Origin of the sequence: Pseudotabrizicola formosa (assembly GCF_002900965.1) — a bacterium.
GTDB lineage: Bacteria > Pseudomonadota > Alphaproteobacteria > Rhodobacterales > Rhodobacteraceae > Pseudotabrizicola > Pseudotabrizicola formosa.
The window spans coordinates 65,759-82,555 of the sequence record NZ_PJOM01000003.1 but is presented as its reverse complement, the minus strand read 5'-3'; the positions used below and the strand labels follow the sequence as shown (position 1 = coordinate 82,555).

Here is a 16,797-nt window from a genome sequence, read left to right as displayed (position 1 = left end):
GGGAAGCCTCGTTTGCATCCCGTATCCGCCTGGCCCCTGACCGTGACAGAAGGCCTTGGCACCCCTCGAAAGCCCGAAGCGTGCGGTTTCAGTTTCCTGACCAGGTCATCACCGTGAACATGCCCGACCAGACCTGCCTTCTGGCCGAGGTCCGGACACGGCTGCAGGCCGGCAGGGGCTTTAGCCTGGCCACCCTCAACCTTGATCACCTGGTGAAACTGCGGGCCTCGGCCAGTTACCGGCAGGTCTATGCGGCGCAGGATCTAATCGTGGCCGATGGCAATCCGATCGTCTGGCTGTCCCATCTTGCCCGCTGCCCGGTGACGCTGGTGCCCGGATCTGACCTGCTGCGCCCGCTGTTGCAAATGGCGGCGCAGGATGCCGTTCCGGTGGCCTTCTACGGCTCTACCCCCACGGTCCTGGCGCAGGCCGCCCTGAACCTGAACGCCGAGATGCCGGGCCTTCGGGTGGTGTGGTCCGGTGCCCCGGTCATGGGGTTTGACCCCAACGGAGCGGAAGCGCTGGCCGCCCTGACCGGGATGCAGGCCACCGGGGCGCGGCTGTGCATCATCTCGCTCTCGGCACCGCGACAGGAAGCCTTCGCCGCCTTTGGCCGCAGCATCGCCCCCGCCATAGGGTTTTGCGGCTTTGGCGCCGGCCTTGATTTTGTGGCGGGCCAGCAGACCCGCGCCCCGCGCTGGATGCGCAAGCTGGCGCTGGAATGGTTGTGGCGGGTGATGTCTGCGCCACGCCGGCTGATCCCGCGCTATCTGGCCTGTATCGCCATTCTGCCCGGTCAGGTGGTGGCCGCGCTGCGCCAGCGCGGACGGGCCGCATCACTTGTACTCGATCAGGCCGCGCCGCCGGCCCCGGAGCCGGTTCAGATGAAAGCCCAGCGCACCCTGCGCCTCGGCGAAGCGCCCCATCACGATCAGCACCCCCCAGGACCAGCCTGAGTGCCGCGCCAGACGCGCCACCTGCGCAGGATAGGCCAGTGCCAGCAGCCAGCCCAGCGGATGCAGGGCACCCGCCGCGATCACCGCCAGCGGGCCCGCCGCGCCCCAGATCAACGCCCGCCGGTGCTCGGCAACCCAGTGACGCTCGGCCCCCGCGCCATGCAGATGCGCCCCTTCGGCGAAGGCATGCCCCGACCGGACCATCCGCCGCCACCATTGGCCAAAGCGCAGCAGCGCCGCGTCATGCAAGGTCATCGCGGCATCAATCCGCCAGATGGTGCCGCCAGCGCGGCGCAGGCGCAGGCACAGCTCCGGCTCTTCGCCGGCGATCAGGTCGTCGCGGTAACCGCCCACGGCCATGACGGCGGCAAAGCGCATCAGCGCATCACCGCCGCAGGCCAGCGCCTGCCCCACCGGCGTGTCCCATTCCCGGTCGGCCATGGCATTGTAGACCGAGGCCTGGGGAAACCGCTCGCGCCGTCGGCCACAGACCACCACGGCGGTGGGATGCTGATCAAACGCCTGCAGCGCGGCGGGTATCCAGCCGGGGTCCAGCGTGCAATCGCCGTCGATCAGCTGCACATAATCGGGCGGCGCATCGGTCAGAACCGCCAGCCCGGCATTGCGGGCCCGGGCGGCGGTGAAGGGCTGGCCCATGTCCAGCGCGACCACCTGCGCCCCCGCCGCCGCTGCCGCGGCCGGCGACCCATCGGTGGAGCCGCTGTCGACATAGACCAGCCGCCGGACCTGACCTTGCAGCGACGCGAGACAGGCCAGCAGCCGCGCGCCTTCATTCCGGCCGATCACCACCGCGTCAATGGTCGTCCTCATCCCCGCGACCCCCGTTTTCTGCCCGCCAAGCCTAAAGCCCACCCCGGCCAAAGACCATGCCCCAAAGGCGGGGAAACGGGGAAAGCCAAAGGGGCCGGACCAGGGGCAAAGCCTTTCATTTCGGAAGACAATCTGCTAGTCATCAGGGGAACTGGACGGGGGTCCGGCGCGTTTGAAACGGTTGCAGGACACATCCGTGCCTTGCACTGGTGCAGACAAACCAAACCATCGCGGCTTGCTTGGGTGCAGGTCTGATGTGCGGCAGGCAGCCCCCGCGCTGCGCTTTTCAGGAGCGTGCCATTTCATGGCCCGACACAACAAGTTGGCGTTACCAGTGCAAAAGTCGATGAATATGGGGATTTTCACGATGGCCGAGGAGGGCGACGTCCCATCGCGGCGCCGCCGGCTGGTGCCGGCGTCGGTTTTCCGCCCGGGCAAGGCGGCCAGACGGCTGCCGGAGCCACCGGACGGGAACCTCAGTCGGGACGTGTTTTCCGAAGCCTATCCCCTTGCCCTGTTCAGCCCTGCACGGATCTGGGAATCGCTGTCTGCGATCAGCCTAGATGGCGACCATCTGGCACGAAACGGTTTGTTCACCAATCCGGACCAAAGCCTTGCGGGCACGGCATTTGACATTCTGCGCACCCGGGTGTCGCAGGCGATGATCGAGCGCGGCTGGAAGCGCATTGGCATCACCTCGCCCACCCATGGCTGCGGCAAGTCGTTCACTGCGGCCAATCTGGCGATGGCGCTGGCCCGGCGTCCCGGCAGCCGGACGGTGCTGCTTGACCTCGATCTGCGGCGACCCGGTCTGCACAGCCTGTTTGGCGCAAGCCCCAGCGGCGCGCTGCGCGCCTTTCTGGAGGGCAGCCAGCCATTGGACCAGCTGTTCGTGCGGGTAGGCAGAACTCTGGCCATCGGCTTCAACTCTGAAACCGTGCCCGATGCGGGTGACGTGCTGCACAGCGCCGAGACGCTGCAGGCGCTGGAGTCGATTGATCACCTGCTGGACCCGGAAATCATCGTGCTGGATCTGCCCCCTGCGCTGGTCAGCGATGATGTGCTGGCCATGCGGGGCAAGCTGGATGCGGTTCTGGTGGTGGTGGATGGCAACCAAAGCACCGCCAAGGATATCCGTGCCTGTGAAGCGCTGTTTGAAAACCGTATCCCCCTGATGGGCATTGTCCTGAACCGCGCGCAGGACCGTGGCCTTGGCCGGCTGCGCTATGGGCGGGACTAGCGGATGGGGCCGATCCAGACCGTTGAAGACCTGGTCAACCTGATCCGCCGCCGGTTCTGGCTGATGGCGCTGGTCACGCTGACCGGAACCCTGCTTGCGGTTTTCTATGCCAAGACGCGCCCCGATGTGTTTGAATCGACCGCCGTGCTGCAGGTGGAACTGCCGATGGTGAGCGAAGGCGGGCGGGCCGCGGCCACGCCGGTGAATGTGCTGCAACTGCTGACCAATATCGAACAGCGCCTGACCACGCGCGAAACCATGATCACCCTGATCGAACGCCACGGGCTGTTTGCCGATGCCCCCGGCCTGTCGCTGGAAGACAAGGTCGATGCGATGCGGCAATCGATCCGGTTTCAAAGCGTGACAGGACCATCGGGGGCGCTGTCGGCCTTGATCATCGTGGCGCAGGCCGGGCGGGCCGAAGATGCCGCGCGCATCGCCAATGATCTGGCGCAGAGCGTGCTGGATCTGGGGGCCGAAGGCAAGCGCGCCACCGCCGAGGCCAGCTTTGCCTTTTTCACCGAACAGGAAAGCCGGCTCTGGCAAGAGATCACGACGCTGGAGACCGAGATTTCGGATTTTCGCAACGCCAACCGCAGTGCCCTGCCCGGGGTGCGAGAAGCCCGCCAAGAGGAGATTGCCCAGCTGGAAACATCGCTGCGCGGGCTCGACCAAGAGATAACGGGCTTGCAAAGCGAGGCGGCGCAGATCGGCAGCTTGCCGACCCCGCGCGCGACAGACCGCCGCCGGCAGGAGGACATCGCGCAGCGCCTGTCGGTGCTGATGGCGCAGCGCACCCCGCTTGTGGAGCGCAAGACAGCGCTGGAGGAGACGCTTGGCAACACGGCCGAGGTGGAACGCGTGCTGTCGGCCTATGACCGGCAGATGCGGCAGTTGCAGGATCAATATGCGCTGGTGTCGCAGCGCATGGCCGAGGCGGAAACCGCCCGCAGCCTTGCCGCGCGCCAGCAGACCGAACGCTTTGCCATGCTGGAACGCGCGATCACCCCGGATTATGCGATCGGGTCCGGTGGCAGGAAAATCGCGATTGCCGGCCTGATCGGCAGTGCAGGCCTTGCGCTTGTGCTGGCCTTTGTGCTGGATCTGCTGAACCCTGTCATCCGCACCGCCGCCCAGATGGAGCGGGAGCTGAACCTGCGGCCGGTGGTGTCGATCCCCGAGGTCCCGCACAAGAACCGCAAGCCTCTGGCGCGCAGGATGATCACCTCGCTGATTGAAAACGAGGCCGGACACCTGCCGGACCTGACCGCAAAGCACCGCCGCCTGGTTCTGGGCGGAGCCGTGCTGGCGCTGGCGCTGATGGCTTTGGTGCTGCAGTGACCCGCGCAGGAGGCGTCAGATGACACCGCCGAGCGGAGCTGCAAACCCTGTGCCGCGGAGCCTGCGTTGAAAATCGGCTATCTGGTGAACACCTATCCCCGCGGTTCGCTGACCTTTATCCGGCGCGAAATTCTGGCGCTGGAACGTCAGGGCTGGGAGATACACCGCTTTGCCTTGCGGTCGGACCGGGCCGCTCTGGTTGATCCGGCGGATCTGGCCGAAGACGCGCGGACCGAACATATTCTGGACCTTGGGGCCGGAAAGCTGATGATGTCGGCGCTTGGCTGGATCGCACAGCATCCTTTGGGCGCGCTGCGTGCCTTGGGCCTGGCGCTGCGCTGCGGGGGGCGGGCCGATGGCGTCACAGCAGGCACCGGGGGGCGCTTGCGTCACCTGATCTATTTGATGGAGGCGGCGCATCTGGCGCGGCGGTGCCATGACCTGCGCCTGACGCATGTTCATGCCCATTTCGGCACGAATTCCACCACGGTGGCCATGCTCTCGGCCCTGATGGGGGGACCGGAGTATTCCTTCACCGTGCACGGCCCCGAAGAATTTGATGCGCCCAGGGCCCTGTGTCTGGGGGTAAAGGCCGACCGGGCCACCTTTACAGTGGCAGTGTCCAGTTTTGGCCGCAGTCAGCTGTGCCGCTGGAGTGCTGCGGAAACCTGGCCCCGGCTGCATGTGGTGCATTGCGGACTCGAGCCCTGGCGCTTTCCCGATCCGGCCCCGATGCCCGAGGGCGGGCCACATCTGGTGGCCATCGGGCGGCTGTCCGAACAGAAGGGCTTTGCGCTGTTGATCGAGGCGGTGGCGCGGGCGGTGCAGGCGCTGCCCGGTCTGCAGTTGACCTTGGTGGGCGATGGCGATTTGCGCCCGCAGATCGAGGCGGCCATTGCCCGCCACGCTCTGGCCCGCCACGTCACCCTGACCGGCTGGCTGGACGAGGCGCGGGTGCGTGAGGCACTGGGGCGCGCGCAGGCGCTTGTCGTGCCCTCCTTTGCCGAAGGGTTGCCGGTGGTGATCATGGAGGCCATGGCAGCGGGGCGCCCGGTGATCGCCACGTCGATTGCCGGCATCCCCGAGCTGGTGACGCCCGAGAGCGGCTGGCTGGTGCCCGCGGGCAGCGCGGCGGCCTTGGCGCAGGCGATGCAGGACATGGCAAGCACCCCGCCCGAGCGGTTGAGCGCCATGGGACGGGCGGCGCGCCTGCGGGTTCTGGACCGGCACGACATAAACCGCGAGGCGGAAAAACTGACCGAGCTTTTTGCCAGCAAAGGCCATGTGTGATGCCACTGCCTCAGCCCCTGTCGCTGACCGTTGTCTGTGCCAGCCATTCAGAGGCCATCCTTGCGGCCAATCTGGCGGCCTCGCCGATGATGGCGGCGGGGGTGCGCCTGCATGTCGAACGCGGCGCGCCTTCGGCGAGCATCGCCTATAACCGCGCGATGGATGCGACGGACAGCGATCTGATCCTGTTCGTCCATCATGACGTCTATCTGCCCAGGGGCTGGGATCTGCTGCTGGCACAAAGGCTGGCCGACCTTGGCCGGCACCATCCCGACTGGGCCTTGGCCGGGGCGTACGGGGTTGCGGCAGATTACCGGCAGTTCGGGCCGGTCTGGACCTCATCCCTGGGCGAGATCATCGGACGCGTTCCGTTGCAGCCCGAACCGGTGGTCAGCTTTGACGAGATGCTGATCGTGCTGCGCCGGTCGTCCGGCCTGCGGTTCGATGATGCGCAGCCGGGCTGGCACATGTATGGCACGGACATCGTCTGCCGCGCGCGGGCCGCCGGACAGGGGGCCTATGCGCTTGGCCTGCCCTGCATCCATAACGACCGCTTTCATGACGGGCTGGGGGCGGATTTCACACAAAGCTATCGCTGGATGCAGGCGAAATGGCCGCAGTTCCTGCCGATCCAGACCCCTGTCACCAAGCTGAGCGGGTCGGGCCTGCACCTGATGCGCGAACGCTGGAACATGCGCAAATCGCGGGCAGTGCGGGCGGGCGGCGCGGTGGATACCGGCGTGCCGCCTGCAGAGCTTGCGGCACGCTGCGGATGGGGCGACCTGACGCCACCGGCTGCTTAAAGCCGCCGGATCGCCTCGGCCACGGCAAGACCAAGGGCGGCGTGGGCCTCGGCTTCAAAGTGGATGCCATCCTGCGGGCTGACGGCGATGATCTGACCGGCATCCAGAAACCCCAGCCCACGGGCCTGCGCCAGGGCCTGATAGCGTTCGGCAAGCCCCGCGCTGCGCGCCGACGCCCCCAGAAATTCCCCTGCCAGCGGCCCCACCTCGGCCACTGGCGGCGGGCAGATCAAGAGCATACGAAAGCCGCCGTGCCGGGCCTGCATCTCAAGGCTGAGCGCGATATCGACCAGCCCCGCCACACCGGCCGTCACGGCCTCGGGCGAGGCCGAAAACCGTGCCTTCACATCATTGGTGCCCAGCATGAGGGTCAGGACATCGACCGGGCCATGGCTTTGCAGCGCGATCTTCAGCCCGTCCTGCCCGTTCATATGCGCGCCCATCACCGGATCGGGATATTGCGCCGTGCGCCCCGGCAAGCCTTCTTCGGCCAGTTCCCAGCCCACACCCAGAGCCCGCAGGCACACCTGTGGCCAGCGCACGCCCGGCCCGAACCGGTGGTATTCGCCACGCGTGACAATGGGCGGGGTGCCATGGGTGTTGCTGTCCCCAAAGGTCATCAGAAACGGCATCGCATCCTCCCACATCGCGTTGAGTGCAGGCTAGGGGCAGACTGTGCCGAGGTAAATGCCCCTCGCACCCCCTTGGCCTTTGCCCGCGCTGTGCGCATATAAGGGGCAAAGTTCAGCCGGAAGAGGGACCAGATGTTCAGCCTTGGTGACAAACCCACCCCCGCCCCGAAACAAGACCTGATCAAGGACACGACCGAGGCCACCTTTATGGCCGACGTGATCGAGGCCAGCCGCGAAGTGCCGGTGATCGTCGATTTCTGGGCGCCATGGTGCGGCCCGTGCAAGACGCTTGGCCCGGCGCTGGAGGCGGCGGTGAAGGCCGAAGGCGGCAAGGTCCGCATGGTCAAGGTCAATGTCGATGAAAACCAGATGATCGCTGGGCAATTGCGGGTGCAATCCATCCCCACCGTCTTTGCCTTCTGGCAGGGCCAGCCGGTGGATGGGTTTCAGGGCGCGATACCGGGTTCCGAGATCAAGAAATTCATCGACCGGATCAAGGCGCTTGGCGGTGATGGCGGTCTGGCCGAGGCGATCGAGGCGGCGGAACAGATGCTGACCGAAGGCGCTGCGGTGGATGCCGCCGAGACCTTTGCCGCCATTCTGGAGGAAGAGCCGGAAAATGCCGCCGCCTATGGCGGGTTGATCCGCAGCCATCTGGCCCTTGGCAATCTGGAACAGGCCGAGGTGATGGCCGACAATGCCCCCAAGGCCATTGCCACCGCCAAAGAGGTCGAGGCGGCACGCGCCCAGATCGCCTTGGCCAGACAGGCCGCCAATGCCGGACCCGAGCAGGACTTGCGCAACGCGGTCGAGGCAGACCCCACCGATCATCAGGCGCGCTTTGACTATGCTGCCGCCCTGTTGGCGGCAGGCAAGACCGAAGAGGCGGTGGATCAGTTGCTGGAACTGTTCCGCCGCGACCGGGAATGGAAAGACGGGGCCGCGCGGACCCAGCTTTTCACCATCTTTGATGCGCTGACAGCCAAGGACCCCATCGCCACCAAAGGGCGCCGCAGGTTGTCGTCGATGATATTTGCCTGATGCCGTTTCCGGCCTAGGTGGATTGGCATGATGAACATCTCTGACTTGCCCGAGACGATTCCGGTTTTCCCGCTGCCCGGAGCCCTGATGCTGCCCCGGGCGCGGCTGCCGTTGCACATCTTTGAACCGCGCTATCTGGCGATGATCGAAGATTGCATGAAAACCAAGACGCGGCTGATCGGGATGATCCAGACCCGTGAAACGCCCGGTGGGGAAAAGCGCTTGCAGTCGATCGGCTGCGCGGGCCGCCTGACCGGGTTTTCCGAAACGGAAGACGGGCGCTATATGATCACCCTGTCGGGGATGTCGCGGTTCCGGGTGAAGGAGGAGGTGCAGGGCTTTACCCCCTATCGCCGCTGTCTGGTGGACTGGTCGCCGTTCGGACGCGACCTGAGCCGCGAGGAGGAAAGTGATCCCGGCTTTGACCGCAAGGCCTTTCTGGCGGTGCTGGGCCGGTATCTGACCACATTGAACCTTGCCACCGACTGGGACAGTCTGAAAGAGGCCGAGACCGAACTGCTGATCAACTCGCTGTCGATGCTGTGCCCCTTTACCCCCGAAGACAAGCAGGCGCTGCTGGAGGCGCCATCGCTGTCAACCCGGCGCGAAACGCTGGTGACGCTGATCGAATTTGCCCTGCGCGGCGGCGCGGATGACGAGGTGATGCAATGACCGATGCCCCCCCACGCGACGCGGCATCCTCGACCGGTCAGACCGTGGACCAGCGCATGCTGGAAAGCCTGGTCTGCCCGGTCAGCGGAGCGGTGCTGTCCTATGATGCCCAAGCACAAGAACTGGTGTCGAAAACCGCCCGGCTGGCCTTTCCGATCCGCAATGGCATTCCGGTGATGCTGGTCAGCGAGGCGCGCCCGCTGGAGTGAGGTAAAACCGGCCTTGATGACGTTCTCGTGATCGGCCGGCGCAGCACAATAACGTCACTTCCGCGATGCAAGCCTGTGTCTATACTGCCTGAAAATCACCAGCCAGGAGCCAGACACGATGAAGCTAATCTCGAAAAGCCTGATTGCCGGACTTGTTCTTGTCGCCGGTGTTGCTGTTGCCAAAGAGGGGGTACAGGACCCGACCGTCAAGGCCAGGATGGACCTGATGGGGACCATCGGCATGAACGTCAAGGTTCTTGGCGACATGGCCACCGACAAGGTGGCGTTCGATGCCACCGCCGCCGCCGCCGCGCAGGAGGCTTTGGTCGCCGCTTCGGCCGATATTGCCGCGAAGTTCGAACCCCAGGCGACCGACCCGGTGGCCGAAGCCAAGCCCGAGATCTGGACCAACTGGGATGATTTCGTGGCCAAGGCCGAGGTGCTGAACGCCGCGGCAACCGCGCTGGACCCCACGTCGCTGGACGGGGTCAAGGCCGGGATGGGTGCCATCGGCGGCACCTGCCGCGATTGCCATTCCACCTACCGGATGTAGGCCACAAGGTCTGTGGCGAGGACAGGCCCCCGCAACCGGGGGCCTGTTGCGCAAGGCGCCGTCAGGTGCAATACACCCGCGAAATCCGTTCGGTCCGGTCGATATCGATGTTCAAACGGTCGGCACGGTAATCCATGGTCACCGCGGTGTCGGGGCGGATGATGCGGGTTTCATGAGCAAATCGCATGGTCTGCAGCACCGAGGCGGGCTGGCCCACCAAGGTTTGCAGCGCATCCGCGCCACAGGTGGAAAGGTCCGGGCCTTGGGATACAACCGGTTGGCATGCGGCCAGCACGGCCACGACGCATCCGGCAAAAGCTGCCTGTTTCATAGCGGTCTCCGTTCATCTGCGGCCATGATGGCGCAGGGTTACACCTATCCCTTTACTTGGCCATCGCCGCGGCTTGGCTTCAACCCCCGGCGTGCAGACCGGCGAAAGCCTGCGCAAGCCTTGGCCTTACCGCCTTGCACCGAAGTGGAAATTCCCGACGCAGGGTCTTGCCTTGGCAGGCCGTTTCCCCCAGCCTGTCGCCAAATCGAAACAGGAGAATACCCATGCGCACCCGTGCCGCCGTTGCCCTTGCCCCCGGCAAACCCTTGACCGTGATGGAGGTCAATCTGGCCGACCCCAAAGAGGGCGAGGTGCTGGTGGAGATCAAGGCGACCGGCATTTGCCATACCGACGAATTCACCCTGTCGGGCGCAGACCCCGAGGGCTTGTTCCCCGCCATTCTGGGGCATGAGGGCGCGGGCGTGGTCATCGCCTGTGGGCCGGGGGTGAAAAGCCTGAAGCCGGGTGATCATGTCATCCCGCTTTATACCCCCGAATGCCGCCAGTGCCCCAGCTGCCTGAGCCAGAAGACCAACCTGTGCACCGCGATCCGGTCTACCCAGGGACAGGGCCTGCTGCCCGATGGCACCACCCGGTTTTCCATGCTGGATGGCACGCCGATCCATCATTACATGGGCTGTTCCACCTTTGCCAACCACACGGTGGTGCCGGAAATCGCCCTGGCAAAGGTGCGAGAAGACGCGCCCTTTGACAAGATCTGCTACATCGGCTGCGGCGTGACCACCGGCATCGGTGCTGTGATCAACACCGCCAAGGTGGAAATCGGGGCCAAGGCCGTGGTCTTTGGGCTGGGCGGTATCGGGCTGAACGTGTTGCAGGGGCTGAAACTGGCCGGGGCCGACATGATCATCGGCGTCGACATCAACAATGACCGCAAGGCCTGGGGCGAGCGGTTCGGGATGACCCATTTCGTCAACCCGAAAGAGATCGAAGGCTCGGTGGTCCAGCACATCGTCGATATGACCAAGACGCCCTTCGACCAGATCGGCGGCGCGGATTATTCCTTTGATTGCACCGGCAATGTGAAGGTGATGCGCGACGCGCTGGAATGCACCCACCGTGGCTGGGGCCAGAGCATCATCATCGGCGTGGCCCCGGCGGGGGCGGTGATCGAAACGCGCCCGTTCCAGCTGGTGACGGGGCGGGTCTGGAAGGGCACCGCCTTTGGCGGCGCACGCGGGCGGACGGATGTGCCGACGATCGTGGACTGGTACATGGACGGCAAGATCCAGATCGACCCGATGATCACGCATACCTTGAAGCTCGAGGACATCAACAAGGGGTTTGACCTGATGCATTCGGGCGAGAGCATCCGGTCTGTGGTGATCTACTAGGGCCAGTGTTGACGGGGGGCTGTCTGCCCCCCGCACCCCCCGAGGATATTTTTGAACAGGAAATAGGGAGAGAAAGAGCGACAGACTGCGGATGCGCGCGCTGCTAGAGGCTTTCCTTGGGCCAACCAAAATGCGACAAGCGGCGCAATGGAGAGACCTATGCCTGAAACCCGCACCCCCCGCCTTTGCGTCCTGATCGACGCCGACAATGTTCCCGCCGGCTATGCCGAGGCGATCTTCGAGGAGATCGCCGCCTTGGGTGAGGCCTCGGTCCGCCGGATCTATGGCGACTGGTCGGCGCAGCGGTTGGGTGGCTGGGCCAAGAAGGTGGCGGCCTTGGGGCTGGTGGCGGATCAGCAGTTTTCCAATACCAAGGGCAAGAATGCGTCTGACATCGGGCTGGTGATTGCCGCGATGGATTTCCTGCATTCGGGCCTGTTCGATGGCTTTGTGCTGGTGTCATCAGACAGTGATTTCACCCGGCTGGCCGCGCGCATCCGTGAACAGGGGCTGGATGTTTACGGCATCGGCGAGAAGAAGACCCCCGAGGCGTTCCGCATGGCCTGCAAGCGGTTCATCTATGTGGAAAACCTGAACACGCCTGCCGAGGAAGCGGCCCCGCGCAGCATGTCCCGCAATGAGATGGTGGAAGACGCCCCGCCGCCGCGCCCCGGCACCAAGGAAGCCCCGTCGGGGGCGATACCGCTGATCGTGGCCGCGATGCGCGCCATCGACCCGGATGGCGAATGGTATACGCTGGGGCCGCTGGGCCAGTTCATCACGCAGGCCAACCCCGATTTCGACACCCGCACCTATGGTGCGGCCAAGCTGTCGGATCTGGTGCGCCGCCTGCCCCGGTTTGAGGTGCGGCAAAGCCCCAGCGGCCAGTTGGAACTGCGCGACCTGTCCTGAACGCGCACAGCTGCCGTGCGGGGGTGCGCCTTTGCACGACCAGCGGCCTCGCCTATGTTGTCGCAAACAACAGGAGGCCGGTATGGGCGAGATTTCCTTGGGGCTGGACACGTTCGGCGATGTGAACCGTGGCGCGGACGGGCAGATGTTGCCGATGGACCGCGTGCTGCGCGATGTGGTGGAGCAGGCGGTGCTGGCCGATGAGGTGGGCATCGATTTCATCGGGCTGGGCGAGCATCACCGCGACGATTTTGCCATCTCTGCGCCCGAGATCGTGCTGGCCGCGATTGCGGGGCGGACCAGCCGCATCCATCTTGGGACGGCCGTCACCGTGCTGTCTTCGGATGATCCGGTGCGGGCGTTTCAGCGGTTTTCGACCTTGAATGCCGTGTCCGGCGGTCGGGCCGAGGCCATTCTGGGGCGTGGGTCGTTCAGCGAAAGCTATGCCCTGTTCGGTTATGACATGGCCGATTACGATCAGCTGTTCGAGGAAAAGCTGGATCTGTTCGCGCGTCTGGTGCGCGAGAAGAAGGTGAGCTGGAAGGGCGAGACCCGTGCGCCGTTGAAAAATCAGGTGGTCTATCCGCCGCTGGGGCCAGAGGGGCTGACCACATGGGTCGGCGTTGGTGGCAGCCCGGAATCGGTGGTGCGGGTGGTGCGGCAGGATCTGCAGCTGATGCTGGCCATCATCGGCGGCGATCCGGCGCGGTTTGTGCCTTATGTCGATCTGTATCACCGCGCCGTGGCGTCGATGGACGCGAAGGTGCGCCCGATCGGCGTGCATTCCCCCGGGTTCGTGGCGGCGACGGATGAAGCGGCGCGCGAAGCGCTGTGGCCGCATTACCACGAGATGTTCGGCCGCATCGGCCGCGAGCGCGGCTGGCCCCCCGTGACCAAGGACAAGTATCTGGCAGAGGTCGAGCATGGCTCGCTTTACGTCGGCAGTCCGGAGACGGTGGCGCGGAAGATCGCCAAGACGGTGCGGACGCTGAAGATCCAGCGGTTTGACATGAAATATGCGACCGGGCCGCAGCCGCATGGCGACCTGATGGACTGTATCCGCCTTTATGGCGAGACCGTCATTCCGATGGTGCGCGACATGCTGGCCAGTGACCGCGCGGTTGCCTGAGGGCTGGGGTTGGATGCCTGCGGCGGGCGTTTTTCGGAAGCAGTAGTGCGCTTGGTCCCTTACAGAACCAGCACCATGTCACGATGGGGGATGCCAGCGTCGTCATAGACCGGGCCCACGGCAAGGAAGCCGAGGCGTTCATAAAAGCCGAGCGCATGGGTTTGCGCGCCAAGCCTCGCCCGGGTGATGCCGGGCTGGCGACGCAATTCTGCAATGGCCGCCTGCATCAACGCGGCCCCCAGCCCGGTTCCGCGTGCGGACGCCAGCACGCAAACGCGGCCGATCTTGCCTGTATCGCCTGACAGCAGCAGCCTGGCCGAGCCTGTGGGCACTCCGTTGACGGTGGCGAGCAGGTGGATGGCCTCATCATCCTTGTCATCGACCTCATCCGCCTCGGACACGCCCTGTTCCTCGATGAACACAGTGCGGCGCAACTGGCGGCAGGTGGCAATGTCGCGGGTGGGGGCGATGTGGATCATGCGAAATAATCCTGCAGGATGCGGGTATAGATGGCTTTGAGCTGGTGGATCTGCGCCACCTCGACCCGTTCATCCACCTGATGCATGGTCTTGCCGACCAGTCCGAATTCCACCACCGGGCAGTGATCTTTGACAAAGCGCGCGTCCGAGGTGCCGCCGGAGGTAGAGGCCACCGGTACGCGCCCGGTTTCTGCCTGCACTGCGCGCGCGATCAGGGCCGAGAAATCGCCGGGCGGGGTCAGGAAACTTTCGCCCGAGATCTGGATGCGCAGGTCAAGCTGCACCCCGGTGTCCTGCGCCACCGCCTTTGCATGATCCTGCAGCCATTGCGTCAGGCTGGCACCGGAATGCAGATCATTGAAGCGGATGTTCACCGTGGCCTGGCCCCGCGCCGGGATGACGTTATTGGCCGGATTGCCGCAGTCGATGGTGGTGATCGCCAGCGTCGAGGAATCGAAATGGTCGCTGCCCGCATCCAGCGGCGACTCCTCCAGCCGGGACAGCAACCTGACCAGCGCTGACATCGGGTTTTTTGCCCGGTGCGGATAGGCGGAATGGCCCTGCACCCCGGTGGCGGTGACAAAGGCGGTCATGCTGCCGCGACGGCCGATCTTCATCATCTCGCCCATCTCAGTCGGGCATGTGGGTTCGCCGACCAGACAATGCGTCATCCGCTCGCCGGATTGCGCCATCCAGTCGAGCAGGGCCACGGTGCCGTCGGCCCCGATGCCTTCCTCATCACCGGTGATGGTCAGGATCACCGCGCCATCGGGCGGGGTATCGCGCATGAAATCCACCGCCGCCGCGACAAAGGCCGCGACGCCGGATTTCATATCGGTCGTGCCGCGGCCATACATCCAGCCATCCACAATCCTGGCCCCGAACGGATCCTGCGTCCAGGCGGCGGCGTCACCCACCGGCACCACATCGGTATGGCCGTTGAAGCCGAAGCTGCGATTCGCGCCGCGTGTGCCCCAGCGGGCGAAGAGGTTGGGCACGCCGCCCCGGTCCACCCGCGTGCAGGTGAACCCGGCGTCGCGGAGCACCGCCTCCAGCAACACCAGCGCACCGCCTTCGGTGGGCGTGACCGAAGGGCAGCGGACCAGATCGGCGGTAAGGGCAACGGGGTCAACGGGACTGGGCATCATCTCTCTCCGGCAGGGCTAAGGCAGGCATAGCCACAGGACGCAAGCGCTGCAACTGCCCGCAGTGCGGCCAGATGTTGTTGCCGCCGCGACACGGATTGCCCGGCACCACAGGCCCACCACGCACTGTGGCGGAAATGTGGATGACTTGCGGCAAAAGCCTGTTAACCTTCGTTAATAACACAGTCCCAGAGGCAGGGCAGAGCAGGGTCAACGTACCCATTGGCACCAAAGGCTCCGGCAGGCACCCGCCTGACCGCCTTCAATGCTCTGTCTCCAACGGGGGGAGGCAGTCTTGGCGAGAGGCGCAGAACTGAACTACACCGTCAACGCAAACGCCATGGCAATGGCGGATGCGATGTTCGGCGATGGTGTGAAGGTGGTGGGCGCAAGCTACACCGGCGCGCGCGACAGCTCGGCCACCTTTACCAATGGCCAGGTGGCCCCGGGCGTGCTGCCGTCGTCTTCCGGGGTGATCCTGTCTACCGGCAATGTGCGCGACTTCACCCAGTCCGGCGGAGACCCGAACCGCGACAGCGATACGTCGACAGACACCTCGGGCATCGACAACAACAGCCAGTTCAATGCCGTAGCAGGGGCCCGCACCTTTGACGCCGCCTGGATCGATGTGGATTTCATCCCCGATGGCGATGTCATGACCATGCGCTTCGTGTTCAGCTCGGAAGAATACCCCGAATATGTGAATTCGGCCTTCAACGATGTGATGGGGGTCTGGGCAAACGGCACCTATGTGCCGATCTCGATCGGGAACGGCACCTCGTCGATCAACAACATCAACCCGATGACCCAGCCAAACTTGTTCATCAGCAACCTGGATGATGAATACAATACGGAAATGGACGGGTTCACGGTGACGATGACCCTGACCATCCCGGTGCAGTCCGGGGTGGTGAACTCGCTGCGCATCGGAATCGCCGATACCGGCGATGCGCGCTACGATTCAAATCTGATCATTGTGGGCGACAGCATCCAGACCACGCTGGTGGCGCGCGACGATGAAGACACCATGTTTGCCACCGGCGAGAAGACCTTCGATATTCTGGCCAATGATGAGTACAGCGGCGCGGGCGCATTGCGCGTGACCCAGATCAACGGGGCCAATGTGTCGCCCGGACAGGTTGTGACATTGGCATCGGGTCAGCAGGTGCAGCTGAATGCCGATGGCACCATCACGGTGATCGGCAATGGCGACAGTGAACAGGTGAATTTCACCTATACCGTCGCCTCGACCGTTGGCGGCCATGTCGATACCGGGATTGTCAAGATCACCACGATCCCCTGTTTTGTCGCGGGGACGATGATCCTGACCGACAAGGGGGAATGCCGGGTAGAGTCGCTGCGCCCGGGCGATCTGGTGATCACCAAGGATGACGGCCCCCAGCCGCTGCGCTGGACCGGGCGGCGGAAGGTGGCGGCGACAGGAGCGATGGCCCCCATCGAGATCCGGGCCGGCACCTTTGGCAACCACCGCCGGTTGCTGGTCTCGCCGCAGCATCGGGTGCTGGTGCATGATCCGCTGGCCGAGCTGCTGTTTGGCGAAACCGAGGTGCTGGTGACGGCGCGCGATCTGGTCAACGGAAGATCGGTCCGGGTGATGGAGGGGGGGCAGGTGGACTATGTTCACCTGCTGTTCGACCGGCATCAGATTGTGTCGTCCGAAGGTCTGGCAACCGAGAGTTTCCTGCCCGGCCCGCAATCGACGCGCCTGTTCGAGGCCGAGATCATCACCGAGATTTGCACGCTGTTTCCCGAGCTGAACCCGCTGACCGGAGACGGTTACAGCCCGGCAGCGCGGCGGACATTGCGGCCGTTCGAGGCGCAACTGCTGTTTGCAGCGGCCCAGAAGGCGGCGTGAAG

The 16,797-nt window shown here is 64.8% G+C and carries 18 protein-coding genes; 13 read left to right on the top strand and 5 right to left on the bottom strand.

The features are described 5' to 3' along the window. Nucleotides 1-80 precede the first annotated feature (80 nt). Nucleotides 81-956 (top strand): WecB/TagA/CpsF family glycosyltransferase, encoded by an 876-nt coding sequence (locus CXR43_RS11655; RefSeq protein ID WP_354001013.1) that lies wholly within the window; start codon nt 81-83, stop codon nt 954-956. Here CXR43_RS11655 and CXR43_RS11650 read toward each other — a convergent pair. After that, the gene (locus CXR43_RS11650; RefSeq protein WP_103334275.1) at nt 837-1,787 is read right to left on the bottom strand and encodes a glycosyltransferase family 2 protein; all 951 of its coding nucleotides are present in this window, start codon (nt 1,785-1,787) and stop codon (nt 837-839) included. The two genes, CXR43_RS11655 and CXR43_RS11650, sit on opposite strands and share 120 nt — an antisense overlap. Before the next feature lie 352 nt (nt 1,788-2,139). Between CXR43_RS11650 and CXR43_RS11645 the strand changes: the two genes are divergently transcribed. From CXR43_RS11645 to CXR43_RS11630, 4 genes are all read left to right on the top strand, one after another. Then, nucleotides 2,140-3,027, top strand: coding sequence for a CpsD/CapB family tyrosine-protein kinase (locus tag CXR43_RS11645; RefSeq protein WP_168219819.1), 888 nt, complete (start codon nt 2,140-2,142; stop codon nt 3,025-3,027). Between the two features lie 3 nt (nt 3,028-3,030). Further along, the gene (locus tag CXR43_RS11640; RefSeq protein WP_103334273.1) at nt 3,031-4,368 is read left to right on the top strand and encodes a GumC family protein; all 1,338 of its coding nucleotides are present in this window, start codon (nt 3,031-3,033) and stop codon (nt 4,366-4,368) included. Between the two features lie 66 nt (nt 4,369-4,434). Then, nucleotides 4,435-5,658 (top strand): glycosyltransferase, encoded by a 1,224-nt coding sequence (locus CXR43_RS11635; RefSeq protein WP_103334272.1) that lies wholly within the window; start codon nt 4,435-4,437, stop codon nt 5,656-5,658. Then, nucleotides 5,658-6,461, top strand: coding sequence for a glycosyltransferase family protein (locus CXR43_RS11630; RefSeq protein ID WP_103334271.1), 804 nt, complete (start codon nt 5,658-5,660; stop codon nt 6,459-6,461). The genes CXR43_RS11635 and CXR43_RS11630 overlap by 1 nt, the downstream gene beginning before the upstream one ends. Here the strand turns inward: CXR43_RS11630 and CXR43_RS11625 are convergent. Then, a complete protein-coding gene (locus CXR43_RS11625; protein WP_103334657.1) occupies nt 6,458-7,093 on the bottom strand; it encodes an SGNH/GDSL hydrolase family protein in 636 nt (211 codons plus the stop codon). The genes CXR43_RS11630 and CXR43_RS11625 overlap by 4 nt on opposite strands. 132 nt (nt 7,094-7,225) lie before the next feature. On the opposite strand from CXR43_RS11625, the gene trxA reads away from it, so the two are divergent. The 4 genes from trxA (at nt 7,226) to CXR43_RS11605 (ending at nt 9,568) form a co-directional block, all read left to right on the top strand. After that, on the top strand, nt 7,226-8,134 hold the full coding sequence (gene trxA, locus CXR43_RS11620) for a thioredoxin (protein ID WP_103334270.1): 909 nt from the start codon (nt 7,226-7,228) through the stop codon (nt 8,132-8,134). A 27-nt stretch (nt 8,135-8,161) separates the two neighbouring features. Continuing rightward, nucleotides 8,162-8,806 (top strand): LON peptidase substrate-binding domain-containing protein, encoded by a 645-nt coding sequence (locus CXR43_RS11615; protein ID WP_103334269.1) that lies wholly within the window; start codon nt 8,162-8,164, stop codon nt 8,804-8,806. Beyond that, a complete protein-coding gene (locus CXR43_RS11610) occupies nt 8,803-9,015 on the top strand; it encodes a Trm112 family protein (protein ID WP_103334268.1) in 213 nt (70 codons plus the stop codon). The genes CXR43_RS11615 and CXR43_RS11610 overlap by 4 nt, the downstream gene beginning before the upstream one ends. A gap of 118 nt (nt 9,016-9,133) precedes the next feature. Next, on the top strand, nt 9,134-9,568 hold the full coding sequence (locus CXR43_RS11605; RefSeq protein ID WP_103334267.1) for a c-type cytochrome: 435 nt from the start codon (nt 9,134-9,136) through the stop codon (nt 9,566-9,568). 61 nt (nt 9,569-9,629) lie between these two features. On the opposite strand, the gene CXR43_RS11600 is transcribed toward CXR43_RS11605, so the two are convergent. Beyond that, nucleotides 9,630-9,899, bottom strand: a complete 270-nt coding sequence (locus tag CXR43_RS11600) for an I78 family peptidase inhibitor (protein ID WP_103334266.1) — start codon at nt 9,897-9,899, stop codon at nt 9,630-9,632. 224 nt (nt 9,900-10,123) lie between these two features. Here CXR43_RS11600 and CXR43_RS11595 point away from each other — a divergent pair, with 224 nt between their 5' ends. From CXR43_RS11595 to CXR43_RS11585, 3 genes are all read left to right on the top strand, one after another. Further along, nucleotides 10,124-11,254 carry an S-(hydroxymethyl)glutathione dehydrogenase/class III alcohol dehydrogenase gene (locus CXR43_RS11595; protein ID WP_103334265.1) on the top strand — a complete coding sequence of 377 codons (1,131 nt, stop codon included), beginning with the start codon at nt 10,124-10,126 and terminating at the stop codon, nt 11,252-11,254. Between the two features lie 159 nt (nt 11,255-11,413). Continuing rightward, a complete protein-coding gene (locus CXR43_RS11590; protein ID WP_103334264.1) occupies nt 11,414-12,166 on the top strand; it encodes an NYN domain-containing protein in 753 nt (250 codons plus the stop codon). A gap of 82 nt (nt 12,167-12,248) precedes the next feature. Continuing rightward, nucleotides 12,249-13,295: an LLM class flavin-dependent oxidoreductase gene (locus CXR43_RS11585; protein ID WP_103334263.1), complete on the top strand. Its 1,047-nt coding sequence runs from the start codon at nt 12,249-12,251 to the stop codon at nt 13,293-13,295. Nucleotides 13,296-13,354: 59 nt separating this feature from the next. Here CXR43_RS11585 and CXR43_RS11580 read toward each other — a convergent pair whose 3' ends face one another. Both CXR43_RS11580 and dapE read right to left on the bottom strand, forming a co-directional pair. Next, nucleotides 13,355-13,774, bottom strand: a complete 420-nt coding sequence (locus CXR43_RS11580; protein WP_103334262.1) for a GNAT family N-acetyltransferase — start codon at nt 13,772-13,774, stop codon at nt 13,355-13,357. Further along, nucleotides 13,771-14,919, bottom strand: coding sequence for a succinyl-diaminopimelate desuccinylase (gene dapE / locus CXR43_RS11575; protein ID WP_103334656.1), 1,149 nt, complete (start codon nt 14,917-14,919; stop codon nt 13,771-13,773). The genes CXR43_RS11580 and dapE overlap by 4 nt, the downstream gene beginning before the upstream one ends. Nucleotides 14,920-15,214: 295 nt before the next feature. Between dapE and CXR43_RS11570 the strand changes: the two genes are divergently transcribed. Continuing rightward, entirely contained in the window at nt 15,215-16,795 is a 1,581-nt protein-coding gene (locus CXR43_RS11570; protein WP_354001012.1) for a Hint domain-containing protein, read from the top strand. Nucleotides 16,796-16,797 lie beyond the last annotated feature (2 nt).